Genomic DNA, 25,736 nt, shown 5'->3' on the forward strand with positions numbered 1-25,736 from the left:
CCTCAGACTCTTCTCTCAGAGATTAGCGTACGTAGTACACTTCCACATCACTATCATCATCGCCATCTTCATCATCTTCGTCATCACCCAGAATACCGGCAAGACGTTGCTGACGACGCATCTCACGATACGCTTCTTTTGCAGCGATGGTTTGTTCTCGTGTTTCAGCTTCAAGCTGATCACGGAATGCTTTCATTTCTGCTGCATATTCTGGATCTTCAGCTTCGCGTTCACGTTGCTCTTCGATCTGATCCATCAGGTAGTAAACTACGTCTTTGGTGCCTTCAGCCGTTAAGCCAGAAGTCTCAAAAACTGGGCCTTCCCACTGCAATTCTTCAAGAATATGGGTGCACCATTCTTCACGTGTTTCTTCAGCCAACTGATCGACTTTGTTCAGCACCAATACGATCGGCAGTTTTGAAAGCGTTGGGGAGAAATTTTCTAACTCTTTCATAATTGCTTTAGCATTATGTGCCGGATCTGAGCCATCAATCGGCTGTACGTCAACGATGTGTAACAAGATACGGGTACGCGCCAAGTGCTTCAGGAAGCGAATCCCAAGACCTGCACCTTCAGATGCGCCTTCGATCAGGCCCGGAATATCCGCCATCACGAATGAACGGTGACTATCGGCATCGACCACACCCAGGTTTGGCACCATGGTGGTAAATGGATAATCTGCAACTTTTGGTTTTGCCGCTGATACAGCACGAATGAAGGTGGATTTACCCGCATTTGGCATACCCAGCAAGCCGACATCTGCCAGAACTTTAAGCTCTAGACGGATTTCACGGAATTCGCCTTTTTGACCATGCGTACACTTACGTGGTGAACGGTTGGTCGATGATTTAAAGTGGGTATTACCTAAACCACCATCACCGCCTGCTGCAACTTTCACGCGTTGACCGTCTTCGATCAAGTCGCCAATAATGTCACCAGACTCTACATCTACAATTGTTGTTCCTACCGGAACTTTTAATACGGTATCTTCACCGCCACGACCAGCACAGTTCGCCCCACGGCCATTTTTTGCTCGTTCTGCACGATATTTACGTGTATAACGATAATCAACTAGCGTACTGGTGTCGTCGTCAGCCTGAATATAAATGCTGCCGCCACGACCACCATCACCACCATCTGGACCACCAAATGGCACGAATTTTTCACGGCGAAAACTGGCTACGCCATTGCCACCGTCGCCAGCCTCTACGGTAATGACTGCTTCATCAACAAAGCGCATATTGCCAATCCTCTAAAAACTTTAAAACCCCATATTCTGCCATATTTTAAAGAATTTCTCGAATAGAATTATGCAGCAATCCCATAAATCTTAGTTAGTCGTTTTCTCACCGAGTCTATTTGATCTTTTCAAGGCATAGATTTAGAAACAGAAGGCTTAAAAGATGGAAAAGAAGTGGCAGGAAATCAAGCGCTTTTGCCTTAGTACCATTCCCTATTCTGGAAATTCTTTTTGTGAACTTCTTGATGATTTTTAAAATAATTTATAGAGGAGTAAATTTTCAAATACCGTATTCACAAGAAAATATTCTGATGCGGATACCATTTAAAATCTATATTTTATATCAACTAAGCTAAGTCCAAATTTTTTATTTTCATAAACACTGCATTCCTGCCATTTAATAATAACTATTTAATAACACTTTGTTTATGCTCTAAAATATCTGGCAGGCTTTTTTCAATCCAGCCAATTAAATACATGATTTTTTCAGCCGCTTGTGAACCGGTAATCGTCAATTGATATTCCACTTTTGGCGGCACCACCGGATAAACCGTTCTCAAAATAAAACCATCCTGTTCAAGCATTTTTAAAGTCTGGGAGAGCATTTTTTCACTTACCCCCTCAATGCGTTGTTTCAGTTCACTGAAACGATGCACACCTTCACTTAAGCAACGCAAAACCAAGACCGACCATTTATTGGCAAGGTGTTCCAATATTTCACGTGATGGACATTCAGTTGATAAAACCTGCCCCAATAACGGGCTAATTGCATAATTTGTCATACTATTCTCACCATATTTTTATTACTTACTCATTTTAATATACTTACTCTTTGTAAGTTATCAGATTCATATTTCGCCAGCAAGCAGATTTGTTGATTCTTATTAGATTAAGAAAGTTCACTTTAAATAAAAAAATCATAAAAAAAGAGCCTCAAATGAGGCTCTTTTTTTAGCTAAATACTAATTATGCATTAGTTTCAGCAGGAACTTTTGGATAGCTTACGCCACCCATTTGTTCAGCAATACGCAATACCTGGCAGCTATAACCCACTTCGTTATCGTACCAAACATAAGCAGTTAAACGGTTGCCTGAAGTGATCGTTGCTTGCGCGTCAAATACACCTGCAGTGCGTGAACCAATAAAGTCAGAAGATACCACTTCAGTCGAGTTGGTATAACCGATTTGACCTTGCAGGCTAGAACCGATTGAAATCTGACGAATGTATTCGTTCACTTCATCACGATCAACGTCTTGACCTAAAGTCAGGTTAAGAATCGCAAGAGATACGTTTGGTGTAGGTACACGTACAGAGTTACCTGTCAATTTACCTTGAAGAGCTGGAAGCGCTTTCGCTACTGCTTTCGCTGCACCAGTTTCAGTAATAACCATGTTCAATGTTGCAGCACGACCACGACGGTCAGCTTTATGGTAGTTGTCGATCAGGTTCTGGTCGTTCGTGAACGAGTGAACTGTTTCAACATGACCATTCAACACCGTGTATTTGTCATGTAATACTTTCAGTGTAGGTGTAATAGCGTTAGTCGTACAGCTTGCAGCAGAGATGATGGTATCTTCATCAAGGATATCCGCTTGGTTTACACCGTAAACTACGTTCTTCATGTCACCTTTACCAGGTGCAGTCAGAATCACACGAGCAGCGCCCGGGCATTTAAGGTGTTGAGCAAGACCTTCAGCATCACGCCATTTACCTGTGTTGTCGATCACAAGTGCATTGTTGATACCGTATGCAGTGTAGTCTACTTCAGAAGGATTCGATGCATAAATCACTTTGATAAAGTTACCGTTGGCAATGATTGCCTCGTTTTCTTCATCTACAGAAATTGTGCCTGCAAATGGACCGTGAATAGAGTCACGACGAAGTAAAGAAGCACGTTTTTCCAAATCACCATCCGATGATTTACGAACCACGATTGCTTTCAGGCTAAGACCACGACCCAGACCTGATTGACCAATCATCAAACGTGCCAGGATACGACCGATACGACCGAAACCATAAAGAACCACATCTTTATGTTCTACAGCAGCAGCATTGCCTTCGATCGATTTAACAGCGTCTGCAACAAATGCATCGATGTCGCCGCCTTTTTCTTTAAATTCAACAGCAAGTTTACCCAGATCAACTTCAGCAGAACCGATGTTTTCAACTTTCACCAATGCTTCAAGAATTGGGAAAGTATCAACTACAGAAAGTTCAACGTCCAGTACGCGAGTACGGCGGTGTGCTTTCAAAATCTGAATTACAGAACGGTTAATTAAAGAGCGACCATAAACTGTAGCTACAATATTTTTTTCACGATATAACTGGCCAACAAGGGCAATCATACGTTCCGCAAGTTCTTCACGGTTTTTCCAGCGACCTTGGTGTTCTGCATGGAGGGCAACAATAGTGTCTTTGCTCACAGATACGTCCTCTAATTAATTGTAAATCTAAGCATAAATTTCTAAACCCGACAATTGTAATGGAATTGGCCGCAAGTTTGAATCAAAAGCTCGTTGAGACGGGTGGTTTTTAACGTATATTCACTATAAATTTCAAAAATAGTTGTAATTAGCTGAATGATTTTGCATCCGAAAATGCTAAAGACCACTATTTTTCAGTACCTGACACAAATTTGTTAAATGTTGTTTATTCAAACAAATCTAAATTTCAAAATTTAGCGTCCCGCCCTGTTCAGGCTGGATTCTACTCCCTGCTGAAAAATTCATGTCCAGACTCATGGAGGCATTGAAGTTTTCTACATCGAAATCATCATAGGTTTCGGGCAAGTGAATAAGCAAAGGTAAACGGGTCAGGCCATTATCCCCAGAGGGAAAAGCATAGTGGCGATCAACCTGCTGCAAATGCTGCAAACTTTCAAATTCCAGAAATACACTACAGTTTTCATGTGTTCTTGGCACCTGAATAATTTCCAGAAACATACTGCGCTTTAACTACTGTAATTGGTTGAGCGCGGTATCAATTGCCTCATCGAAATTATTTTTACGCCATAACTTTTTAAATACGGATTTTTTCTCTTCATCCGCTTTTTGCCGCTGCAGTGTATTAATATATTTTTTCAGATCCCGGTATTGCTGTACATTTTCAGAAATCGTATTTTGAATATCCAAAACAGCCTGCTGTGAACGCTGATGCATGACTTGCCATTCATTGCGATATGTAGGAATAAAGGTTTCCGCTTTACGCTTTTCCAGTAAACGGATAAAAGCCAGCAGCTTATATTCAAAATTCTGGATGTACTGATTAAACATCAAACCCGGCTGGGACTTGAAATCGCGGTAATAGGCCAGAATTTCTGTAAATATTTTATGGACATGCAGATACAGATAATCAAACTCTTCAATATGCGATAAATGATCACGAATGGCATCCCGCATCGGCAAAAGCAATTCACGCGTCATAATTTCTTCAAACTGTTTCAAGTGACGTTGTGCCACCACATCGGCATTTTTCTCTACGACTTGAATGGGCTCAACCAGTAAAGGCAATAACTTCTGTTCAGACACCTGTTCCAGCGTATGCACGATATCGATTACATCCAAATGAATCTGACTCTGTAAAGTTACCATCCGCTGCATCTGCGATTTCAGGGTTTCTACCACCGCTTCATCCATATCATCCTGGAGGTCCAAAATCAGGATATTCAGGTAGACCTGATCTTCAAGTGCACCTTTTTCTTCAATCAGGAAACGACGAATAGAATACGGGTTTTGCTGCACATCCATCACCGGCGCAACAATAAATAGAAATTGCGAGGTACGGACAATATCAAAATGACGAATCTGCTGCTCTTTAATCAGGAAATAATGGAAAAGTGGATGCGTCATTTCTGCAGTCTGTTTTTTTAATAGCGGCTTATACCAATAACCCAACAATTGCTGCTTGATAAAAACTTCAATAATAAAGCATTTGATTTGCTGTTCAGTGAGCTGACGCACCCCCTCAACCGGCTGTAAGCGGAGGCCGCGAAAATTTCAGCAGCATTTAATAAAAATGTACGACGCAGTTCCAGCTTTTCACGCTGCATCTGAAAATTTTCATTGACGTCAATTTTATCGATTTGTTCAAGTACGTTTTCTAAGTAGTCCGCGATTTGCAAGCTATCATTCAAACCCTGCAAACTTTTCAGTGACAGACCAAAGGTACTGGCATAATAACGCATCCGGTCATTGAGAAATTTTTGGCTAAGGCGTTCTACCGAATGTTGAGCCTGATAACGGTATTGATCCACTTCTTGATCCCAAAGAATTTTCTTGGGCTTTAAAATTTGAAAATCAATACTTTCTTTTAATTCTGGTGAAACTTCTGCCAGAATAGTACGAAGCTCTCGCTCCCAATTTAAATCCAGACTTGGTTCCAGTTGTGATAAACGTGCACGTAACTGATATGGAATCGCAATCTGTGACATGTTTATCCCCTTAAAATATAGAAAACATTCTTTTAAACAAAATGGTAGACGATTTTGAAAATAATCAGGTCAATATTGTCTGACGAATATAATGCTTATGCAAACCACATTATTCATTATTTTTTCTGATTTTTTCTAGCTGTGCGGCTTTATTTACCAGCTCATATTTCTTCAACTGCTGGTGTTTTAAATGCAATATTCCTTCCACAACCAGTAATAAAACAGCCAACCAGATTGGAATATAGGTCAACCACTCACCTGATTCCACGCGCTCGCCCAATGCCATCGAGGCAAAAGCGAGTAGTACCGGTTCCAGATAACTTAATAACCCAAAGATCACAAAGGGCAAATATCGGCTGGCCAAAATATAACTACCCAAACCGAGCGCACTTAAAAAGCCTAATCCAAGAACTGCCAGAATCAAGTGGGAATGATTCAATATAAGCGGCATGGAATCGCTATAGATAAAGCCCAAATAAAATGCCACCGGCAAAATCAGAAATAGATCCCACCAGAATCCACCAAGATGATCGGTCGCGAATTTACGCCGCATAAAAAAATAAAGTGGATAAGCTAAAGCGACATAAACAGTTTCCCATGCGATTGAACCGATCCGCCAGATTTCATGTCCTACTCCCAAAACTGCCAGAGCAACAGCAACCATCTGGAAGGATGATAATTTTTCTTTATAAAGCACACAGCCGACCAGCACCATCACCAGAGGCAGGAGAAAATAACCGAGTGAGACTTCGAGGCCACGCCCATTGATAGGGCCCCATAAAAACAACCACAATTGTGTAGTACATAACAGCGAACTAATCAGCAACCAGATCAAAAATGAAGGCTGTCGTAATACCCGCTTAAAAATACTGCTGATATGTTTCAGATCACCCGACCACCACATGAAGGCTGTGAGGAATGGCAAGGTCGCCAGCATGCGCCAGGCAAAGGTCTGCTCACTATCTAAAGGCTGTAAAAAAGGCGTAAATACATAGAGCACTCCAAAAACCACGGAGGCCAAGACAGATAACGCGATGCCTTTATACATATTTAAACTCTACTTTCGTTCGCCGGCATTATAACGATTAGTACAATAGAAAGCTTGATGCTTCATCTATTTAAAATGTAGTCATCTCTCGATGTTAGATTGTCTTTCGACACGTAAAATAAAAAACCATGCTGTAGCATGGTTTCCATTAAGACGATATTTTTATCTTTGAGTTTGTTTGGTATGAATCACATCACTCAGGTCATAACCGACCGACTGTGCATATTGTAAATATTCATTCACCACATTTTTATCCAGTTGTGGATTACGTGAGAGTATCCACATATATTTACGTTTAGGCTCTCCGACCAAAACAGTTTGATAATTTTCATCCAGTTTTAAGACCCAATAATCGCCACGAGCGACCGGAATCCAGCGAATAAAGTCCGGCAAGAAACTGACTTTTAATTTGGTATTTTGCGGTGGATTTTGCACAAATGCCTCGCCCAGCGACTGGGTTTGTTCACCATCTTTTTTAATGCAGCGGTTATCCACCACGATATTGCCATTTTCATTTAAAGTATAGGTCGCTGTAACATCACGATCACACTTATTTTGAAAATACAAAGGCTTGCGTGCTACTTCGTACCATGTTCCCAGATAACGGTCCAGTTCAACTTTCTCAATGGTCGGTAATGGCTCCTCTTTCGCATAGGCCATGGTAGCGGCGCCCAAACCGAGAAGAACCGCACTACCCACCGCAATTTTTGCCAGCTTTAATCCAGTACGTGAAGATTTTTGAGTTGTCATAAAGATACCTATTGCATGTTCACAAAATATTTATTTAAAAAAATTCTGTTCATACAATAGCTTTATCCAATTCCTAAATTTGTTACATTATGTTTGGTTTGTGATTGATTTTACGTCATTTAAATAAGATTTAATGCAACAAAAATCAATCAAACATCTGGGCTTTTAAACGCACAATTTCATCACGCATACGCGCAGCCTGCTCAAACTGAAGCTCTTTGGAAGCTTTCAGCATTTCCTTTTCAAGCTTGTTAATGTGTTTCGCAAACATTTTCGGATCTGCCATGATATGCCGCTCATCGGCACTGATCGCACGTGCCTGATCCGAGACTTTCAATTCAATTGAATCATCATCCAATACTTCACCAGTATCAATTTCCTTGATCACCTGACGCACTGCACTGCGCGGCGTAATGCCATGTTCTTCATTAAACTGAATCTGCTTGGCACGACGACGATCCGTCTCATCAATGGCTTTCTGCATCGAATCAGTAATGCGATCAGCATACAAAATCGCCTTACCTTTCAGGTTACGCGCAGCGCGACCAATGGTCTGAATGAGAGAGCGCTCAGAACGCAGAAATCCCTCTTTATCTGCATCCAGAATGGCAACCAGTGACACTTCCGGCATATCCAGCCCTTCACGCAGCAGGTTAATCCCGACCAGTACATCATGCACCCCGGTACGCAGTTCATGAATGATTTTGACCCGCTCGACGGTATCGATATCCGAATGTAAATAAGCAACCTTAATCCCGTATTCTTTCAAATAAGAAGTTAAATCTTCGGCCATACGCTTAGTCAAGGTCGTAACCAGCACCCGCTCATTAATGTCTTTACGTAGATTAATTTCTGAAAGCACATCATCGACCTGCGTCAGAACTGGACGAATTTCAATTTCTGGATCGATCAGACCAGTCGGACGCACCACCTGCTCGACAATCTGCTGGGACTTTTCCAGCTCGTAACGTGCGGGCGTTGCGCTGACATAAACAGTCGTCGGCACAATTCGTTCCCATTCCTCAAATTTCATCGGCCGGTTATCCAGCGCGCTTGGCAAACGGAATCCGTAATTGACCAGATTTTCCTTACGCGAACGGTCGCCCTTATACATGGCGCCAATCTGTGGCACCGTCACATGCGACTCATCAATAATCAGCAAGGCATCATCAGGAATATAATCGAACAAGGTCGGTGGCGCTTCACCCGCAGGACGGCCAGATAAATGACGCGAATAGTTTTCAATGCCGTTGGTATAACCCAGTTGTTGCATCATTTCCAGATCATAGCGTGTCCGCTGTTCAATACGCTGTGCTTCCAGCAATTTGTCATTTTCACGGAAGAACACCAGGCGCTCTTTGAGTTCGTCCCGGATGGTTTCAATCGCGCGGGATAAATTGTCTTTCGGCGTAACATAATGGCTTTTAGGATAAATAGTGACACGAGGCACTTTACGAACCATTTTCCCGGTCAGCGGATCAAACCAGCGAATGGAGTCAACTTCATCATCAAACAGTTCAATCCGGATCGCATCCTGATCCGATTCTGCCGGGAAAATATCAATAATTTCACCACGAATACGATAAGTACCGCGCAGGAATTCCAGTTCGTTACGTGAATACTGCATCTCGACCAGACGGCGAATAATGTCATCACGACCGATACGATCACCTTCTACCACATGCAGCAACATGCTCATATAGGCATTCGGATCACCCAAACCATAAATGGCAGACACCGACGCGACAATAATCGCATCACGACGCTCTAGGAGTGAACGGGTTGCGGAAAGGCGCATCTGATCAATATGGTCATTAATTGCAGCATCTTTCTCGATAAAAGTATCTGAAGATGGCACATAAGCTTCCGGCTGATAATAATCATAATAACTGACAAAATATTCCACAGCGTTATTCGGGAAGAACGCTTTAAATTCGCCGTAAAGCTGTGCAGCCAGGGTTTTGTTATGTGCCATGACAATGGTCGGACGCTGGGTCTGTGCAATGACATTGGCCATGGTATAAGTCTTACCAGACCCGGTAACCCCCAGTAAAAGCTGATCATGAAAACCCTGTTCAATGCCTTTGACCAGCTTTGCAATGGCCTGTGGCTGATCGCCTGCTGGTTGATAACTGGTCACCAATTCAAAGGGTTTTTTATCACTCATAGCTTTCGCTGACTTCGCTGCGGATATAGATTTGATTTATTATGAGGGTAAATTGGAATTACTCAATCCCTGCTTAGGTTTCTGTTTGGTAAAATAAAACAATATTAGCATTCATTATTTGTTAGCGCTTGACTCACTCTCTAGTTTGAAAAATCATCAATAAAATATACAGTTACAAAGGGAATAAATACAGAAAAAACCAAGCATTTTCAGCCAGCAGCTTTATTTGGGCGTACTCGGCATCCTGTTTTGGATCATGGGTGGAATATTGACCTATCTGTTTGGCTAGTCCGGCACAATTTTGCCTTGACCCCTATTCATTTCACGGGCAACATGAAGATCAGGATGGCCTAGAATAGACAATTATGACTTACCACTATCACGATGAAAGTATTGTTAAATCCCTTCCGGAAAATACGGTTTTTGTTTTTGGCAGTAACTTGGCTGGACAGCATGGTGGTGGAGCTGCCAGAACGGCACTTGAGCATTTTGGTGCAGTCATGGGCGTGGGTCGTGGCTGGGCGGGTCAGAGCTATGCTATTCCAACAATGAACGAGCATTTACAACAAATGCCGCTCTCACAAATTCAACACTATATTGATGACTTTAAGATTTACACCAAAAATCATCCTAAAAATAAATATTTTATTACTTCCTTGGGCTGTGGGATCGCAGGTTATAAAGTCGAGGAAATTGCACCGATGTTTAAAGGCATCTCATGCAATGTAATTTTCCCACAATCTTTCCGTCCTTTTGTCGAAAAGCCCCTGCCAAAATTAAGCGCAAATTTCTTACACACCATATTCCGCGATTCCGTGATTTTAACTCCGGCCAGCGATGAATTGATTGAAGAACTGCCTTTGACCGAAAATGAAAAAAGCCTGGCGAGAATTATTTTAAATACCCAGATCTATCCGACCGACAGCAATGGGCGGGAACGTGTCTTTGAAATTGAAGATATCCTGCACAATCTGAATACCAAGCTAGTCGATTTTCAGAGCCATTCAGAAGGTACCATGTTATTTGGAGGCGTGATTTTAGCGCTACTGGAACTTTATAATATTAACGAGAAAGATTTTATTGATGTCTGGCAAGGTGAGCGAAAAATTGCGCCACCGAAACCGGAAAATAAAGCGCGTAAAAGCATTCGTTAGTGCTATCAAAATATCTTTCAAAAAAAGCCAAGGTTTGAATTGGCTTTTTTTATGGGCGGCTAAAATATCGAATATGAAATCAATCAGGTCTGGATTTTATTTTGATGGGTATTTACAGAGCTTAAATATTTCGTTTGCTTTATTAAGAATAAAATTGAAAGAGATTTGGCTAAATCAGAGTTTTAATTTCTTTTTGTTCGAAAATTAAATCAAATATTGATCACTAACTCCCTAAAAAATTCCATAAAAAAAGCCATGATTTATCATAGCTTTTTGAGTCTGATCAATTAGCGTTTGCCCATTGAACGGCGAGTGCCACGTGGTGGCATCCAGGTACGGTCAGCATAACGCTGTGGTCTTGGTCTTAAATCTTCCAGAACTTCTTCTGCAGCATTTTGCTCTGCCTGTTTGATCGGGAAAGGTAAATTAACCAGGGGCTTTCTTTTGGGAGGAGTTTGGGTGCTCATGTGATTCACTCAATAATATATGCAGCTATTGTACAAAAAAACTCAGTCGACTGGGTAGCAGGATCTTGGATAAATTCATATGCTTTTGTTTTTGAAAAATAAAAAATGATCCCGTGATGGTAAATGCTTGAATCAATGCAGCCTAAAATTTACCTAAACTCTTCTCTATATCTTCCATGATAAAAATTCATAGGATTGAAATTTTAACGCTCTCAAGAGTAAATTTTCTTCACTTTTATACTTAAGCTAGTCAGGTAAAAATAATGATTTTTACACACTATGCATTTCTCAAAACTCAAGAGATATCAACAAAAAATATACAGAAGTTACCAATCTCAACCCTCGCTTAACTTTTGATCTATTGTTCTATAACTGATTTTTTTAAGGCAATTCACATAATTAGTTAACTAGAAAAACGAATAAACAAACTGGACATGGAGTTCCAAATCAATGAAAACATTGCTGGCATGTATGGCAGGCCTAGCCACTTTACCTATGGTCGCGCATGCAGATTCCCCTTATTTTAGCTTGCAAGATGGAGATGGCTTTAAGCGCTTTTCGGTATCGGTCGGTACATTGCATGTGATGCCGCAAGGCAAGGCCCAGCCCTTTAAAGTGAATACTGCTGTCAAAGAAGGTGAAACATCACAAGTAGGTGATATCTCAATTGACTCTGTGAAAAATAATCTTGATCCAGACATGGATCCAAACCTTTCCTCTGTTTTTGTTAATATTCTGGATCGACTTGGTACAGAAACACTGCCTGCAGCGCTCAGTGGGCGAGCTGAAATTTATGGACTGGAAAGCTGGAATAATCCTGGTACTGGCCTGGAAGCGGATGATGTCACCACTTTAGGCATTATGACCAATTACTATTTTACCGATAATATTTCTTTTGAAATGAAAGCCGGCATTCCACCTAAAGTAGACTTGCAAGGCAGTGGTAAAATTTATGCTCCTTTCTCTGCGCTTGCGACTCCAAGTCTTGATTTGATTCCACAAATTCCAGGTGGAATTGATTTACCCGGCATTGAATTAAAAAATGATATTCTCATTACTGATCTGGAAGCTTATGGGCCGGCCGCCTCTGCCCGCGCCTGGACACCTGCCTTTGAATTCCAGTATCACTTTGGTAAAACAGGGATCAATAAATTCCGGCCTTATGTCGGCTTAGGTGTGATGTATGCCTATTTCAATGAACTGGAAATTAACTCACGTACCGAGCAGGACCTGATTGCTGCCGGACATATGATTGCCAACATTAAACGAAACAAAGCAGGTGCTTCTCTAGATGGTACGCCAAATGAAGGGGCCGATCCAAAAGTCAAACTTGAAGCATCCGATGCTTTCGCGCCCGTGGCCACGGTCGGCTTTAGCTATGACTTTAATGACACCTGGTTTGCTGTAGGTTCAGTCTCTTATGCACATCTAAAAAATGACACGACAATTACAGTGACAGATGCAAATCTAGGTGAACTGATTCGCTCTAAAGCCGATATCGAAGTCAATCCGATTCTGGCCTATGCCGGGATTGGGATGCGTTTCTAAGCTCAATATCCGATTTTTAATTAAAACGGCTTCGGCCGTTTTTTTAGGCTTAATATATTAATAAAAAAAATTTATCTTTTGATCAATATTTATTTAATCGCCTCTATTGCTTGAATCGAATACTATACATATCAACTTTATAGGCATGAATGACGTATGGCTGACAGTCAATTTTCCAAAGCTCTTATTTTTATGCTGATTGGCTCTGCCATCATTCTGGCACTGTCATTGGGTGTACGTCACGCATTTGGCTTGTATCTGGTGCCGATGAGCGAAGAATTTGGCTGGGGTCATAATGTTTTTAGCCTGGCCATTGCCATGCAAAACCTGATCTGGGGTGCAGTTCAGCCGATTACCGGGGCATTTGCCGATAAATATGGCAGCAAGATTGTGGTGGCTGTAGGCGGCGCTTTATATGCCATCGGTCTACTCTTGATGGCAGTTAGCTCAACCGGATTATTGCTTAATCTGAGTGTCGGCCTGATTCTGGGTCTCGCCCTGTCAGCCACCTCATTTCCGGTATTATTGTCTGCGGTCGGGCGTGCGGCACCACCAGAAAAACGCAGTCTGGCCATGGGTATTGCCAGTGCAGCCGGGTCTTTTGGTCAGTTTATTATGCTGCCTTCGACCCTGCTGCTATTACAGAATGTCGGGTGGTCAGCGGCGCTGGTGGTCAGTGCCATTTTAATTGCACTGATTGTGCCATTGGCTTGGATGCTGAAAGCACCGATGTATGTTAATCCCAACGCAGCCTCTACCCCCAATAAAGTCTCACTGAGTTTTAAACAGATTCTGGTGATAGTGAAAAATCATAAACCCTTCTGGTTTCTGTCCATGGGTTTTTTTGTCTGTGGTTTTCAAGTAGTTTTTATTGGCATCCACCTGCCGGGCTATCTGATTGATCATGGCTTTAATGCCACAACCGGTACGATTTTCTTAGCCTTAGTGGGTCTGTTTAATGTGCTAGGCACCTATACCGCCGGCTGGCTCGGTGGAAAATATTCCAAACCGCATCTGCTAATGGGATTATATGCCTTGCGTGGAATTGCGATTATTGCCTTTCTCATGCTGCCTCTCAGCACATGGACAGTCTATAGCTTTGGTGTCATTATGGGACTACTCTGGTTATCGACCGTTCCGCTGACCAATGGTATTGTGGCGAATATGTTCGGGGTGAAATATCTGACCATGCTCAGTGGCATTGTGTTCTTTACCCATCAGGTTGGCTCGTTTTTCGGTGGCTGGCTCGGTGGAGTCAACCATGATTTGAGCGGCAATTATAATGCGGTGTGGATGCTATCAATTGTCCTCAGCATTTTGGGGGTACTGGTGCATTTCTGGGTCAATGAGGAGCAAATCGTCCATGACTGATTCTCTGCTGAAACTCAAACTTTCGATTGCTGTGGCAATCCTGCTTTTACTGGCTTTGTCGATTGGACTGTGGTTTCAGACCCCTGAGCTGTTTGAGTATTTTAATCAGGCTTTCTGCGCACACTAAACTGCTGAAATATCCTCAGCAGAAAATGCGCAATCCATCGCACAATAAGTTAAATGTTTTAAAATCAATTGAATAATAAAAATATAATATTATTCATAAACTTATCATTTCTTTTGATTTTATTTCAGTCCGGAATTTTCTTAGATTTTGATCAACAAGAAAATTCTGAGACTTGATAATGACCAGCTTAACCCAACTTTCACAAGCGATTCATGATGCTCCACGCTGGCATCAGCAAGATCAATTTCAACATCCGGCTGAAATCAAGATTGTACCGCAAACCGGTCAGGCCTTAGGCGCAGTGGTCTATGGCTTGGATGCCCGTAAAGCCCAATCATCCAAAACCATTTTAAAGTTAAAACAGGCGCTGGCCGAGCATCTGATTTTGATCTTTAAGCAGCAAAGTCTGGATGATTTACAGTATCTGGCGTTTTCAACTTATTTCGGTTCCATTTTCCGTCCCGGTGCAGATACACCGGTACTGGCTGCGCAGTCCGATAGCGGTGTTCCACCCGATGTCGTGCCGGTTTCCAATGCTGTTGGTCAGGGAGATTACACCGGGCATGGTGAACTGACTCCACATGCCGATCATCAATGGACGCCCTTACCTTCTTTTGGTTCCCTTCTGTATGCCATTGAACTGCCTCAGGACGGCGGACAGACCAGCTGGATCAATACCATTAAAGCTTATGATGCACTCGATGAAGCAACCAAGGTAGAGATCGATCAGCTGCAACTGATTACTTATAACCCTTTTGTGCGCCATCAAAAAACTAAAGATCAGGCTGTTGATCAAGGTTACGGTAATAGTCCGCTGTATCGCTTTAAAGATCAGCCCATATTAAGTCATGCCTATCCGCACCCACTGGTGCGGACCCATCCTGAATCTGGCCGTAAAGCGCTTTGGTTAAACACGCATACCGAGGTCGAGCTGGTCAATTATGATGATCAGGCTGGCAGTCAACTGATCGAAAAATTACGTGAGCATATTTCAAAACCTGAGTTCGCTTATGAACATCATTGGGAAGTGGGCGATATCGTGTTCTGGGACAATCAGGTGACTTTGCACTCACGCCGTCCATTCCCGGCGGATCAGCGCCGTTTATTGAAACGCATCAGTCTGGCCGGTAGCCGCCCATTTTAAAAAACCAGAAAATCCGAATAATAAGAAAGGACATTACAACCTTCGATAATAATGACTCATATTTAAATCCTGTACCATTGAGACTTTGACCGCCTCAATGGTTTTTTATTTTTTCAAACAATCAACATCCTTGGTTCTGAATATAAATATGGAAGTAAATCCTTTAACAAAACAAAGTGCCTGTTTACTTTTCCTCACCTAATCTGCCTAGTGTATTTTCCTTTTTCTGCTTAGCGTATTAGAAAATCAGCAATAAACCTATGGAAAGAGGAAACGACAATGAATCAGCTTCAATTTTCAGATTGTGTTCAAACCTGTATGAACTGTTCCCTGGCATGCGCTAACTGTGCCAGTGCCTGTCTTAAAGAAGAAGATTTAGACATGATGCGGGAATGTATCCAGCGCTGTCTGGATTGTGCAGATATCTGTCAGCTGTGTGCCCGTATGGAACAAAAGCAGTCTCCATTCATGCATGAGATATGTGAACTTTGCGCCAAAGCATGTGACTACTGTGCAGAAGAATGTGGCAAGCACCAACATGAACATTGTCAGCAATGTGCCGAAGCATGCCGCCGCTGTGCTGAAGAATGCCGAAAAATGGCTGCTTAAAAATTCAATTTGATCAACTTGACTGACTTAATCAATTCCAATAAAAAAACCGCAAGTGAAGACTTGCGGTTTTTCTGTCTAAGTCAAATATCTCACTTAGAATAAACGGTTCATACCATTCAGTGTCGCTACACGATACGCTTCCGCCATGGTCGGATAGTTAAACGTGGTTTCTACAAAGTACTTGATCGTATTATTCGGGCTGTTCATGACCGCCTGACCAATATGGATAATTTCAGAGGCATTGTTACCGAAGCAATGTACACCCAAAACTTCTAGCGTTTCGCGATGGAACAGAATCTTTAATTCGCCCATGGTATCACCGGTAATCTGTGCACGTGCCAAATGACGGAATGATGCCTGACCGACTTCATACGGAATCTTTTCTTCAGTCAGCTGCTGTTCAGTCTTACCAATCGAAGAAATCTCAGGAATGGTATAAATCCCGGTTGGAATATCAGTCACCGGTGCAACGTCTTTCTCGCCGCTCATGTTGGCACCCGCGCAACGACCTTGGTCATAGGCAGCAGAGGCTAGCGAAGGCCAGCCGATCACATCACCGGCAGCATAGATATTTTCAACTTCAGTCTGATATTGATCATTCACAGTCAATTGACCACGGCTGTTCGGTTTCAGGCCAACATTTTCAAGACCTAGACCATCGGTATTGCCTGAACGGCCATTACACCACAAAATCGCGTCGGCTTTAATTTTCTTGCCGCTTTGCGTGTGCATCACCACATGGTCGTCAAATGTTTCTAAAAAGTCGATCTGTTCATTATGACGAATCAGCACACCCTGTTCACGCAAGTGATAAGACAGCGCATCAGAGATTTCATCATCCAGATAGCTTAAAAGTTTGTGTTGGGTGTTGATCAGGTCAACTTTATGTCCCAAACCAATAAAGATCGAGGCATATTCACAACCGATTACACCTGCACCATAAATAATGATTTTCTGGATGGAATAGTCCAGATCCAGAATTTTGTCTGAATCAAATACACGTGGATGATTAAAATCAAGAATGTCTGGACGATATGGACGCGAGCCGCTGGCAATGACCAGTTGCTTAAACATCAGCGTTTCTTTAATGCCATCTGGGTTAAATACAAAAATGGTATTTTGATCCTGAATGTAGGCACGACCATGATAAATATCAATTTTATTGCGGTCGTAGAAACGTGAATGTGTATCTACTTGTTGTTGAATAACTTTATGTGCATGACGCAACACTTGCTTCATAGTGAACTGCTTCCAGTCCCCAACTTTTTGAAACAGTGGATCACGTTGATAACGGATAATACTGGATACTGTTTGACGCAATGCTTTACTTGGAATCGTACCGACATGGGTACAGTTACCACCCAGCTGTTCACGCATCTCAACGATTGCAACACGCTTACCAGATTTGGCAAGTTTCATTGCCGCGCCTTCGCCCGCAGGGCCCGAACCTAGAACTACCGCATCATATTTAACGAAAGTCCCACTAACGACCTCTTTTTTACGTGGCATTCAACGCTCCTCAAAATTAAAAAATTCACTTTAATCTACACTCTTATTATGACGTAAATCCTGTTGATTTGGTGTATTTAACTCACATATATTGCTTGATAAGAACATTTTTTAAATGAATACCCCTTTTTGCCCTATTTAGAACGAAGTCCGTTATAATAACTGCGCTATCTTTGAGTATCTCCCCCTTCAAAAACAGTGGAAAAGTTGAATATGTCTGAAAACCGTAAACCTGAACAGGGCGTCAAACTTCGCGGTGCGGAAAAAGTTGCCCGCATTCCTGTAAAAGTTGTTCCTACGGTTGAAACGCCACGCAAGCCGGACTGGATCCGGGTAAAAATGGCGGCACCTGAAGAAGTTCAACGCATTAAAACCACACTACGTCAGCAAAAATTACATACGGTGTGCGAAGAAGCCGCCTGTCCAAACCTGCCTGAATGTTTTGGTGGCGGTACTGCGACCTTTATGATTATGGGTGATATCTGTACCCGTCGCTGTCCATTCTGTGATGTGGCTCATGGCCGTCCAAATGCACTGGATGCAGATGAACCGCGTCATATGGCAGAAACTATTGCCAACCTGGGTTTGAAATATGCGGTAATCACTTCGGTAGACCGTGATGATTTACTGGATGGCGGTGCACAGCATTTTGTCGATTGTATTAAAGAAGCACGTGCTCTAAGCCCAAATACCTTACTCGAAATTCTGGTGCCGGACTTCCGTGGCCGTATGGATATCGCGCTGCGTATCATGACTGAATGTCCGCCAGATGTGTTTAACCACAATATCGAAACTGTACCGCGTTTATATAAAGCCATGCGTCCAGGTTCTGACTATCAGCACTCTTTAAACCTGCTAAAAATGTTTAAAGAATACTGCCCGGACGTACCAACCAAATGTGGTCTCATGGTCGGTATTGGTGAAACTGAAGAAGAAGTGCTTGCTCTGCTTGATGATTTACATGCGCATGGCGTGGATTATGTGACGATTGGTCAGTATTTGCAGCCTTCAAAAGAACATGCAGCGATTGACCGCTTCGTAACACCTGAAGAATTCGAGCGTTATACCGAACATGGCCAAAAACTGGGCTTCCGTAATATCTGGGCAGCACCAATGGTTCGTTCAAGCTACTTTGCCGACCGCCAATACTACGGCGAACCTGTACCAGCAGTGCGTCGTAAAGTGGATCCTGCCAAAAAAATTGCAGTTCAGGCCATTGAAGCTTAATCCTGTTTAAACTAATGAAATAAAAGCCCTCTCTTGTAGAGGGCTTTTTTATCTCTTCAATTTAAATCTTTACTGAGTGTTAAACCCCATTTTTTATTTTAGATAAGATTAAGTCATTACTTATCTTCACATTTCTTTGCGCGTTCTCACTTGAAGACTGAGCATTTTTCAAACAATCTCAAAAATAGATGAAAGATTTAAAAATATCGTTGCAAGACTTGAAAACGATCATTCTCACACGTGCAATGCTGAACCTGTCCGATCCTCAAGCGACAAAAAAAATGAATGAACTGTGACAAAAATTCTATGAGATCTCGGCACAGGCAGCGTTGTATAAATCTGGAGAACTATAACAATGCTATTTATATTTGCTGTACTACTGCTATTACTTAGTTTATGGGCGGTTTTCTATTTTCATCTCTCCCGTAGCGCGGGTGCAATTGCACTAATTGTCATGTCAGTAGTCTGTGCCTTTATTAGCCCATGGTCACTTATTCTCGGCATTCCGCTGATCCTGATTAGCCTTGTGGTGATGATCGACCCTTTACGTATGTCGTTCATTTCTAAACCGGCCTATAAAGCACTGGCCAATGCCATGCCGAGTATCAGCCCGACAGAACGTGAAGCACTGGACTCCGGAACCAGCTGGTGGGAAAAAGAACTGTTTATGGGTGCACCGAACTGGGAAACCTTTAACAGTTATCCCTATCCCAAATTATCGCTAGAAGAACAAGCTTTTCTGGACAATGAGGTTGAGACCTTGTGCAGCATGCTGGATGAATGGGAAATCCATGAGCAGAAAGCGCTGCCTGATCATGTCTGGCAATATATTAAGGAACATGGTTTCTTAGGCCTGATTATTCCCAAAGAATACGGCGGTCGTGCCTTTAGCTCCTTTGCCCAAAGTCGGGTGATGAGCAAGATTGCTTCGCGATCTCTGACCACAGCCGTGAGTTGTATGGTACCGAACTCACTCGGACCAGGCGAGCTGTTACTGCATTATGGTACCGAAGAACAGAAAGACCGTTATCTGCCGGGTCTGGCGCGAGGCGAAGAAATTCCCTGTTTCGGTTTGACCAGTCCGGAGGCCGGTTCCGATGCTGGTGCGATTCCTGATACCGGTGTAGTCTGCTATGGCCAGTTTGAAGGTCAGGAAGTACTCGGTCTGAGAATGAATTTTTCCAAACGCTGGATTACTTTGGCACCAATTGCGACAGTGGTGGGTCTGGCCTTTAAAATGTATGATCCGGATCATCTTTTGGGTGAACAGACTGAATATGGCATTACCTGTGCCCTGCTTCCTGCCAGTCATGAAGGCGTAATAGTGGGACCACGGCATAACCCGGGACCGCCATTCATGAATGGAACAGTGGAAGGTAAAGATGTCTTTATTCCACTGGACTGGATTATTGGTGGCGTAAAAAATGCCGGTAAAGGATGGCGCATGCTGATGGAATGTTTGGCAGTCGGTCGTGGCATTTCCCTACCAGCGCTGTCTACTTCTACTTCAGAAATGACTTATTTAAATGTGGGTGCTTTCTCTCGTATTCGTCAGCAATTCAAGATTTCAGTTGGTAAGTTTGAGGGTGTTCAGGAAGCCAATAGTGAAATCGCCAGTGACACCTATATGCTGGAAGCCTTCCGTTATCTGGTCACCTGTGGTCTGAATCAGGGTGGCAAGCCTGCCGTAATGACGGCGATTGCCAAATACTATGCAACTGAAGGCATGCGTAAAGTGGTCAATCACGGCATGGATGTGGTCGGTGGTCGTGCCATTCAGATGGGGCCGCGTAACTTTCTGGCACCTTACTATCAGGCAATTCCAGTCTCCATTACCGTCGAAGGCGCCAATATTCTCAGTCGTTCCTTGATGATTTTTGGACAGGGTTCAATACGCTGCCATCCTTATCTATATGAAGAATTACAGCTCTTACAGGCAGAAGACTCGGCAGCGGCTCTAAATCCTTTTGATAACTTGCTGTTTAAGCATTTGGGTTACACCTTTAACCGGACTGCTCGCTCCTTTGCCTATGCCTTTACAGGTGGCTCAAGTGCTGCGCCGCAAAGTGCGGTTGATTTCACCCAGCCTTATTATAAGATCATTAATCGGCTGAGTGCCAACTTTGCTTTAACTGCGGATATGTGCCTAGGTTTACTCGCAGGGGATATCAAACGTAAGGAAATGCTTTCGGGTCGTCTGGCCGATATTCATGCACATCTGTTTATTGCTTCCTCAATTCTGAAATATTTTGAGCATAGCAAAAAGACTGAAGATGAGCGTTTACATGCACAGCTTGCGGTAGAAAAGTCTCTGTATACAGCGCAAGAAGCATTTTTTGACCTGTTTGCCAACTTTCCATCAGGTGCAGCAGCAGGCATGGTCAAACTGCTATGTTTCCCATTTGGCCGTCCGGTACAGAAACCATCAGACCAGCTGAAACAACAGGTAGCAAACAGCATGATGGAAAACAATGCTTTCCGGCAGTCACTCAAAAAACATGTCTACTATAATATTAATGAAAATGATGTCACTGGCCGTATGGAATCTACTTTCAATCTGCTACTCGAGATTGAAAAACTCTGGGATTGCTTTAAAAAAGCTGAAAATAAAGGACAATTTAAAGGACTCAGTTTTGCTGAGCATGTAGCCGATGCACAGCTACAAGGCTTTATTAATGATCAGGAAGCAGAAAAACTGCTGCACTATAATGCGCGCCGTTATGACAGCATGTTGACCGATGTATTCGATCTACATTTGAATGAGGTATTAGAGCTTGAGAATCCGTATCTCATCAAGGAAGATGCTACAGGTACCGATACTTCAGTGCAAACTGATCCTTCACACTCAGTATCACCTTAAATCAAACTTTTGATCAAAGGTGTCATAAATTCCAGAGTGGAGCCATGTTTCAATACCTCACTTTGGAAGCTTCATAAGTGGCTTTTCAGCCACTTTTTTTTACGACTATTGCACGATAGTATTTTGGCTTAAAAGCGTTAAGCTAAAGCAATAATAAAATTGAGGATAAAGCATGTCACAACAAGATTATGAAAATGGCTTGAAAGTCCGTACTGAAGTAATGGGGGAAAGCTTTGTGCAGCGTGCTCAGGAAAATACCGTGCCTTTTACCCAGCCATTACAGGACTGGATTAATGAACATGCCTGGGGTTCGACCTGGCAACGTGAAGGTATTTTACCGCGTAAATATCGTTCTTTAATTACCATTGCATTTCTAACCGCGCAAAAAAGTCCCACTGAACTAAAAGGTCATGTGCGAGGTGCCCTAAATAACGGCGCAACGGTTGAGGAAATTCAGGAAGTGTTGTTGCATAGCCTGCCTTACTGCGGTGCACCGGCAACCCAGGAAGCGTTTCGTGCCGCGCTTGAAGTCATTCAGGAATATGAGACGAATCAACAAAATTAAGATATTTATTTAAATTGTTTGAGCTTGTCATATTAAAATTAGCTTAGGCTATTTAAAGCAATTGAAATAAAAATCCGGGAATTTTAAATCCCCGGATTTTTATATTTTAGGTAAAGAAATCTATTGCGATGAACTTAATTGAAAATTAATTATTTCTCTTAATAACAGGTTTTAATAAAAACTTTATCCCCTTAATTCAATTTGCGTACGTTGTTCCAATCCTTGTACCGCAGCGGAAAAATCCAGCTGGCTGGCCTGAGGTCTGGCAATCTGCTGAAACTGCTGCTGAACCAAAGACATCACTGATAAATCCAGTTGCTGCTGTTGCACCAGTTCTAAAGCAATACCAATATCTTTCTGCAATAAATCCAGCGCAAAGGTTTTATGAAACTCACGGCTCAGTACACGCTGCGCCATGATATTTTCCGACATGCTACTTTTACCACTGGAATGATTAATACAGTTCAACGCACTGCTTAAGTCAACTCCCTGCCCTTTCAGTACAGTTAAGCCTTCAGCCAGCGCCCATAAATGCGTAGCCATCAAAGTATTGTTAATGGCTTTCACTGCAAAACCGGAACCACTTTCTCCCACATATTCAATCAACCCAGCAAAAGCAGCAATGACCGGTTTGGCTTGCGTAAAGGCAGATTCACTTCCTCCCACCATCACGGTTAAAGTGCCTTTTTCTGCCCCAACAGTCTGACCAGATACCGGAGCATCCAGGTAATAGCTTCCCTGTTGCTCCAATCGATTTGCCAGTTTTTGGGCCGATTCTGGTACACCGCTGGTATAGTCAATCCAGATTGCACCCGGTTTAGGTGGATGTGCAGCAATTAGCTTCTCTACATCCTGACTGGTCGGCAAGCAAGAAAAAATAAAATCTGCCTGAACCGCCTGTTCAATACCCACTGCCTGAGTCCTGAAAGATTGAGCATGATCTAGCGCTTTCTGTTCAGTCCGGTTCCAGACCCAAACCGGATGTCCGAGTTTTGGCAAATGGGAGGCCATATGCCAGCCCATTGCCCCAAGTCCTAAAAATGCAACTGTATGACTCAAAAAATACTCCTTATATTAAGCGACTGGCTTAACCTCAACTTCTGTTGCGGTCGATGCAGGTTCAGGCAATTCTTTATCTTCACCACGATTTAGGAACAGGTTCAACAAAATCGCAGCCAAAGTCGCAGTACCGATACCACCCAAATCGAAACCACCAATCTGCAAGCTATAATTACCTGTCCCCATAATCAGACACACCGCACCAATAATCAGGGTACTGTTCTTGGTAAAATCAACATGGTTATCCACCCAGATTTTGGCACCCGCCACAGTAATCAACCCGAAGACCACAATCGATGCGCCACCCAATAAAGCTACTGGAATGGTACTGATCACCGCACCAAATTTAGGTGAAAGTCCCAGCAAAATAGCGAAGATCCCGGCAAAAATAAACACGGTGGTGGCGTACACTTTGGTCACTGCCATCACACCGATATTTTCAGCATAAGTGGTCATCCCGGTACCGCCGACAGAAGCGGATAATGAAGTACAAACCCCATCTGCAAAGAAACCGCGTCCCATATACGGCGACAGATTTTTACCAGTCATTGCGGATACTGCTTTAAAGTGCCCAAGATTTTCTGCAACCAGAATAATGGCCACTGGTGCAATCATCAGCATGGCATTCATTTCAAAGACCGGACTCTGGAAATTCGGCAAACCAAACCATGCTGCTTCACTGACTTTGGTAAAATCAATCGCAGATCCGAAGCCCATGACGTTTGTGAAAAGGAAGTAAATCAGATAGGAAGATAACAAGCCCAATAACAGCAACAGACGGCGTACCATTCCTCGGGTAAACACAGCAATCACACTGATACAGATAATGGTGATTAATGCCATCCACGAATCAAACTGGTTCGCTGAAACACTCTTAATTGCGACTGGCGCCAGGTTCAAACCAATGATCATCACAATCACGCCTGTCACTACTGGCGGCATCAGTTTTTCAATCCAGTTGGTACCGGTTTTCATGACCAGCAGACCAATCAAGGCATAGACAATACCGCAAGCAATGGTACCGCCAAGCGCCAGTCCGATATTAGGATTCGCACCAACTCCGGAATAACCTGTAACTGCGACGACCGCACCAATAAAGGCAAAGCTGGATCCCAGATAACTAGGCAATCGACCGCCCGTGATCAGGAAAAATAAAATGGTCCCAATCCCGGTAATGAAAATCGTGAGATTGGGATCAAACCCCATTAATAAGGGTGCCAGCACGGTTGCGCCAAACATGGCAAACACATGCTGCAACCCGAGAATAATACTTTTTCCAGCAGGCAGATATTCATCTGTTTGCACGGGTGTGGTATCGAGATTGCCTTGGTAAGGCTTAAATTTTGGAAACCACGTTTCTTTTTCTTGCATCGGCTTCCCCTCCTTGATTAGGATTGAATTGAATTAGCACATTTTGTGTGGCTCACAGTAAGAACGGTTGAAGTACATCAGCGCATTGCCTTGACTCTGGCACATGGCTTTCACCTCACAGAACAGCACGTCATGACTGCCTACGGATAAACATTGGACCACCTCGCAGTCAAAACTGACTAAGGCATCTTCAAGTACAGGCGACTGGGTCACCAAAGTTTTCCAGTTCCCCTGACTGAAACGCTCTGCCATTGGTGTTTTTCCACCAAACAGATTGGAAAGATTTTGTTGATGTGATGCCAGGGTATTCACACACAACACCTGATTCTTTTTAAAGGTTTCATAGACTGACGCAGAACGGTTCAGGCACACCAGTAACGTTGGTGGTGTATCCGTCACGCTACATACGGCCGAAGCGGTAAATCCAGCCATTCCTGCATCGCCTTGCGTGGTAATGACATTCACTGCAGCACCTAGATTAGACATGCCCTGACGGAAAATCTGCTGATCGACCTGGGTAAAGATGTCACCCGATGCGTTAGTCGCCAAAACCTTATTTAATGCTTTATTTTCTGCAACTGTCTCTGTGATGATTTTAGATAGTTTGGCATTCATGCTGTTCTCCCGCCCCCAAGTCAATATTCAGTTTCAGACCTGGGGCATCTAGTAATGAGATTGAATCAGGTGGATCGGCTTATACATGGGCAATCGAAGCAATTTCGACCAGCGCATCAGGTTTGACCAAACCTGTCTGTACGCAATAACGTGCCGGTTTATCTCCCGGGAAATATTCTGCATAAACTGCATTAATCGCAGCATAATCTGCCCAGTCTTTGACAAAGACATGGTTAAAGGTCACGTCATCCATACTGCCGCCTGCTTCTTCAATCACACGCTTGATGGTTTCCAGAATATGACGGGTCTGTGCTGCGGCATCACCGACATGCACCACATTATTATTTTCATCAAAGGCCAATGTACCGGATACATACACAATATTGTCTGCCTTGGTTGCCGGTACATACGGTGCTAATGGTTTCGATGTTCCTGCTGGAATAATGATTTCTTTAGGCATACTATTTTTTCC

Annotated in this window: 24 protein-coding genes; 9 read left to right on the forward strand and 15 right to left on the reverse strand. The window is 43.0% G+C overall.

The genetic code is table 11. The annotated features are described in order from the left end of the window. Nucleotides 1-22 precede the first annotated feature (22 nt). The 9 genes from cgtA to uvrB form a co-directional block, all read right to left on the reverse strand. Nucleotides 23-1,240 (reverse strand): Obg family GTPase CgtA, encoded by a 1,218-nt coding sequence (gene cgtA, locus H0S56_RS09425; RefSeq protein WP_004279681.1) that lies wholly within the window; start codon nucleotides 1,238-1,240, stop codon nucleotides 23-25. Between the two features lie 407 nt (nucleotides 1,241-1,647). After that, a complete protein-coding gene (locus H0S56_RS09430; protein ID WP_071851909.1) occupies nucleotides 1,648-2,022 on the reverse strand; it encodes a winged helix-turn-helix transcriptional regulator in 375 nt (124 codons plus the stop codon). A gap of 184 nt (nucleotides 2,023-2,206) precedes the next feature. Then, a complete protein-coding gene (locus H0S56_RS09435; protein WP_004279679.1) occupies nucleotides 2,207-3,664 on the reverse strand; it encodes a glyceraldehyde-3-phosphate dehydrogenase in 1,458 nt (485 codons plus the stop codon). 240 nt (nucleotides 3,665-3,904) lie between these two features. Beyond that, on the reverse strand, nucleotides 3,905-4,162 hold the full coding sequence (locus tag H0S56_RS14335) for a hypothetical protein (protein ID WP_227554881.1): 258 nt from the start codon (nucleotides 4,160-4,162) through the stop codon (nucleotides 3,905-3,907). Nucleotides 4,163-4,195: 33 nt separating this feature from the next. Further along, complete coding sequence (locus tag H0S56_RS09440) at nucleotides 4,196-5,200, reverse strand: hypothetical protein (RefSeq protein ID WP_227554882.1); 1,005 nt, start codon at nucleotides 5,198-5,200, stop codon at nucleotides 4,196-4,198. Further along, complete coding sequence (locus H0S56_RS09445) at nucleotides 5,107-5,670, reverse strand: hypothetical protein (RefSeq protein ID WP_195724921.1); 564 nt, start codon at nucleotides 5,668-5,670, stop codon at nucleotides 5,107-5,109. The genes H0S56_RS09440 and H0S56_RS09445 overlap by 94 nt, the downstream gene beginning before the upstream one ends. A gap of 109 nt (nucleotides 5,671-5,779) precedes the next feature. Beyond that, a complete protein-coding gene (gene rarD / locus H0S56_RS09450) occupies nucleotides 5,780-6,718 on the reverse strand; it encodes an EamA family transporter RarD (protein ID WP_195724922.1) in 939 nt (312 codons plus the stop codon). Between the two features lie 162 nt (nucleotides 6,719-6,880). Next, nucleotides 6,881-7,468, reverse strand: a complete 588-nt coding sequence (locus tag H0S56_RS09455; RefSeq protein WP_005107392.1) for a lipocalin family protein — start codon at nucleotides 7,466-7,468, stop codon at nucleotides 6,881-6,883. Between the two features lie 145 nt (nucleotides 7,469-7,613). Beyond that, nucleotides 7,614-9,635, reverse strand: a complete 2,022-nt coding sequence (gene uvrB, locus H0S56_RS09460) for an excinuclease ABC subunit UvrB (RefSeq protein ID WP_195724923.1) — start codon at nucleotides 9,633-9,635, stop codon at nucleotides 7,614-7,616. A 365-nt stretch (nucleotides 9,636-10,000) separates the two neighbouring features. Between uvrB and H0S56_RS09465 the strand changes: the two genes are divergently transcribed. Next, nucleotides 10,001-10,789 carry an A1S_2505 family phage non-structural protein gene (locus H0S56_RS09465; protein WP_195724924.1) on the forward strand — a complete coding sequence of 263 codons (789 nt, stop codon included), beginning with the start codon at nucleotides 10,001-10,003 and terminating at the stop codon, nucleotides 10,787-10,789. Nucleotides 10,790-11,076: 287 nt separating this feature from the next. On the opposite strand, the gene H0S56_RS09470 is transcribed toward H0S56_RS09465, so the two are convergent. Further along, nucleotides 11,077-11,256, reverse strand: a complete 180-nt coding sequence (locus tag H0S56_RS09470) for a hypothetical protein (RefSeq protein WP_005246830.1) — start codon at nucleotides 11,254-11,256, stop codon at nucleotides 11,077-11,079. A gap of 450 nt (nucleotides 11,257-11,706) precedes the next feature. Between H0S56_RS09470 and H0S56_RS09475 the strand changes: the two genes are divergently transcribed. From H0S56_RS09475 to H0S56_RS09490, 5 genes are all read left to right on the forward strand, one after another. After that, nucleotides 11,707-12,804 (forward strand): OmpW/AlkL family protein, encoded by a 1,098-nt coding sequence (locus H0S56_RS09475; protein ID WP_195724925.1) that lies wholly within the window; start codon nucleotides 11,707-11,709, stop codon nucleotides 12,802-12,804. 156 nt (nucleotides 12,805-12,960) lie between these two features. Next, entirely contained in the window at nucleotides 12,961-14,175 is a 1,215-nt protein-coding gene (locus tag H0S56_RS09480) for an MFS transporter (RefSeq protein WP_195724926.1), read from the forward strand. Further along, complete coding sequence (locus H0S56_RS14440; RefSeq protein ID WP_005107399.1) at nucleotides 14,168-14,302, forward strand: hypothetical protein; 135 nt, start codon at nucleotides 14,168-14,170, stop codon at nucleotides 14,300-14,302. The genes H0S56_RS09480 and H0S56_RS14440 overlap by 8 nt, the downstream gene beginning before the upstream one ends. A gap of 178 nt (nucleotides 14,303-14,480) precedes the next feature. Continuing rightward, nucleotides 14,481-15,446: a TauD/TfdA dioxygenase family protein gene (locus H0S56_RS09485; RefSeq protein WP_086043988.1), complete on the forward strand. Its 966-nt coding sequence runs from the start codon at nucleotides 14,481-14,483 to the stop codon at nucleotides 15,444-15,446. Nucleotides 15,447-15,725: 279 nt separating this feature from the next. Then, a complete protein-coding gene (locus tag H0S56_RS09490; protein ID WP_195724927.1) occupies nucleotides 15,726-16,055 on the forward strand; it encodes a four-helix bundle copper-binding protein in 330 nt (109 codons plus the stop codon). 96 nt (nucleotides 16,056-16,151) lie between these two features. Here H0S56_RS09490 and sthA read toward each other — a convergent pair whose 3' ends face one another. After that, complete coding sequence (gene sthA / locus H0S56_RS09495) at nucleotides 16,152-17,567, reverse strand: Si-specific NAD(P)(+) transhydrogenase (protein WP_004646501.1); 1,416 nt, start codon at nucleotides 17,565-17,567, stop codon at nucleotides 16,152-16,154. Nucleotides 17,568-17,780: 213 nt separating this feature from the next. Between sthA and lipA the strand changes: the two genes are divergently transcribed. From lipA to H0S56_RS09510, 3 genes are all read left to right on the forward strand, one after another. Then, nucleotides 17,781-18,794 carry a lipoyl synthase gene (gene lipA, locus H0S56_RS09500; protein WP_005246834.1) on the forward strand — a complete coding sequence of 338 codons (1,014 nt, stop codon included), beginning with the start codon at nucleotides 17,781-17,783 and terminating at the stop codon, nucleotides 18,792-18,794. Nucleotides 18,795-19,149: 355 nt separating this feature from the next. Next, on the forward strand, nucleotides 19,150-21,654 hold the full coding sequence (locus tag H0S56_RS09505; RefSeq protein WP_195724928.1) for an acyl-CoA dehydrogenase: 2,505 nt from the start codon (nucleotides 19,150-19,152) through the stop codon (nucleotides 21,652-21,654). A gap of 172 nt (nucleotides 21,655-21,826) precedes the next feature. Further along, nucleotides 21,827-22,219 (forward strand): carboxymuconolactone decarboxylase family protein, encoded by a 393-nt coding sequence (locus H0S56_RS09510; RefSeq protein WP_195724929.1) that lies wholly within the window; start codon nucleotides 21,827-21,829, stop codon nucleotides 22,217-22,219. Nucleotides 22,220-22,402: 183 nt separating this feature from the next. Here the strand turns inward: H0S56_RS09510 and H0S56_RS09515 are convergent, their stop codons facing one another. The 4 genes from H0S56_RS09515 to rutC form a co-directional block, all read right to left on the reverse strand. Beyond that, nucleotides 22,403-23,242: an NAD(P)-dependent oxidoreductase gene (locus H0S56_RS09515; RefSeq protein WP_265088333.1), complete on the reverse strand. Its 840-nt coding sequence runs from the start codon at nucleotides 23,240-23,242 to the stop codon at nucleotides 22,403-22,405. 51 nt (nucleotides 23,243-23,293) lie between these two features. Continuing rightward, nucleotides 23,294-24,649, reverse strand: a complete 1,356-nt coding sequence (gene rutG, locus H0S56_RS09520; RefSeq protein ID WP_168730740.1) for a pyrimidine utilization transport protein G — start codon at nucleotides 24,647-24,649, stop codon at nucleotides 23,294-23,296. Nucleotides 24,650-24,682: 33 nt separating this feature from the next. Then, nucleotides 24,683-25,198, reverse strand: coding sequence for an NADH-dependent FMN reductase RutF (rutF, locus tag H0S56_RS09525; protein ID WP_406935373.1), 516 nt, complete (start codon nucleotides 25,196-25,198; stop codon nucleotides 24,683-24,685). A gap of 145 nt (nucleotides 25,199-25,343) precedes the next feature. Continuing rightward, nucleotides 25,344-25,724 (reverse strand): pyrimidine utilization protein C, encoded by a 381-nt coding sequence (gene rutC, locus H0S56_RS09530; protein ID WP_004646493.1) that lies wholly within the window; start codon nucleotides 25,722-25,724, stop codon nucleotides 25,344-25,346. Nucleotides 25,725-25,736 lie beyond the last annotated feature (12 nt).

Source organism: Acinetobacter lwoffii (assembly GCF_015602705.1).
Classification (GTDB): Bacteria; Pseudomonadota; Gammaproteobacteria; order Pseudomonadales; family Moraxellaceae; genus Acinetobacter; species Acinetobacter lwoffii_E.

Coding starts and splice junctions, on each gene's coding strand:
- H0S56_RS09480 (WP_195724926.1), top strand. CDS start 12,961: ATGGCTGACAGTCAATTTTCCAAAGCTCTTATTTTTATGCTGATTGGC.
- H0S56_RS09515 (WP_265088333.1), bottom strand. CDS start 23,242: ATGGGCTGGCATATGGCCTCCCATTTGCCAAAACTCGGACATCCGGTT.
- sthA (WP_004646501.1), bottom strand. CDS start 17,567: ATGCCACGTAAAAAAGAGGTCGTTAGTGGGACTTTCGTTAAATATGAT.
- H0S56_RS09465 (WP_195724924.1), top strand. CDS start 10,001: ATGACTTACCACTATCACGATGAAAGTATTGTTAAATCCCTTCCGGAA.
- rarD (WP_195724922.1), bottom strand. CDS start 6,718: ATGTATAAAGGCATCGCGTTATCTGTCTTGGCCTCCGTGGTTTTTGGA.
- H0S56_RS09510 (WP_195724929.1), top strand. CDS start 21,827: ATGTCACAACAAGATTATGAAAATGGCTTGAAAGTCCGTACTGAAGTA.
- H0S56_RS09430 (WP_071851909.1), bottom strand. CDS start 2,022: ATGACAAATTATGCAATTAGCCCGTTATTGGGGCAGGTTTTATCAACT.
- rutG (WP_168730740.1), bottom strand. CDS start 24,649: ATGCAAGAAAAAGAAACGTGGTTTCCAAAATTTAAGCCTTACCAAGGC.
- H0S56_RS09505 (WP_195724928.1), top strand. CDS start 19,150: ATGCTATTTATATTTGCTGTACTACTGCTATTACTTAGTTTATGGGCG.
- H0S56_RS09445 (WP_195724921.1), bottom strand. CDS start 5,670: ATGTCACAGATTGCGATTCCATATCAGTTACGTGCACGTTTATCACAA.
- H0S56_RS14440 (WP_005107399.1), top strand. CDS start 14,168: ATGACTGATTCTCTGCTGAAACTCAAACTTTCGATTGCTGTGGCAATC.
- H0S56_RS09485 (WP_086043988.1), top strand. CDS start 14,481: ATGACCAGCTTAACCCAACTTTCACAAGCGATTCATGATGCTCCACGC.
- H0S56_RS09470 (WP_005246830.1), bottom strand. CDS start 11,256: ATGAGCACCCAAACTCCTCCCAAAAGAAAGCCCCTGGTTAATTTACCT.
- uvrB (WP_195724923.1), bottom strand. CDS start 9,635: ATGAGTGATAAAAAACCCTTTGAATTGGTGACCAGTTATCAACCAGCA.
- H0S56_RS09455 (WP_005107392.1), bottom strand. CDS start 7,468: ATGACAACTCAAAAATCTTCACGTACTGGATTAAAGCTGGCAAAAATT.
- H0S56_RS09490 (WP_195724927.1), top strand. CDS start 15,726: ATGAATCAGCTTCAATTTTCAGATTGTGTTCAAACCTGTATGAACTGT.
- lipA (WP_005246834.1), top strand. CDS start 17,781: ATGTCTGAAAACCGTAAACCTGAACAGGGCGTCAAACTTCGCGGTGCG.
- cgtA (WP_004279681.1), bottom strand. CDS start 1,240: ATGCGCTTTGTTGATGAAGCAGTCATTACCGTAGAGGCTGGCGACGGT.
- H0S56_RS09475 (WP_195724925.1), top strand. CDS start 11,707: ATGAAAACATTGCTGGCATGTATGGCAGGCCTAGCCACTTTACCTATG.
- rutC (WP_004646493.1), bottom strand. CDS start 25,724: ATGCCTAAAGAAATCATTATTCCAGCAGGAACATCGAAACCATTAGCA.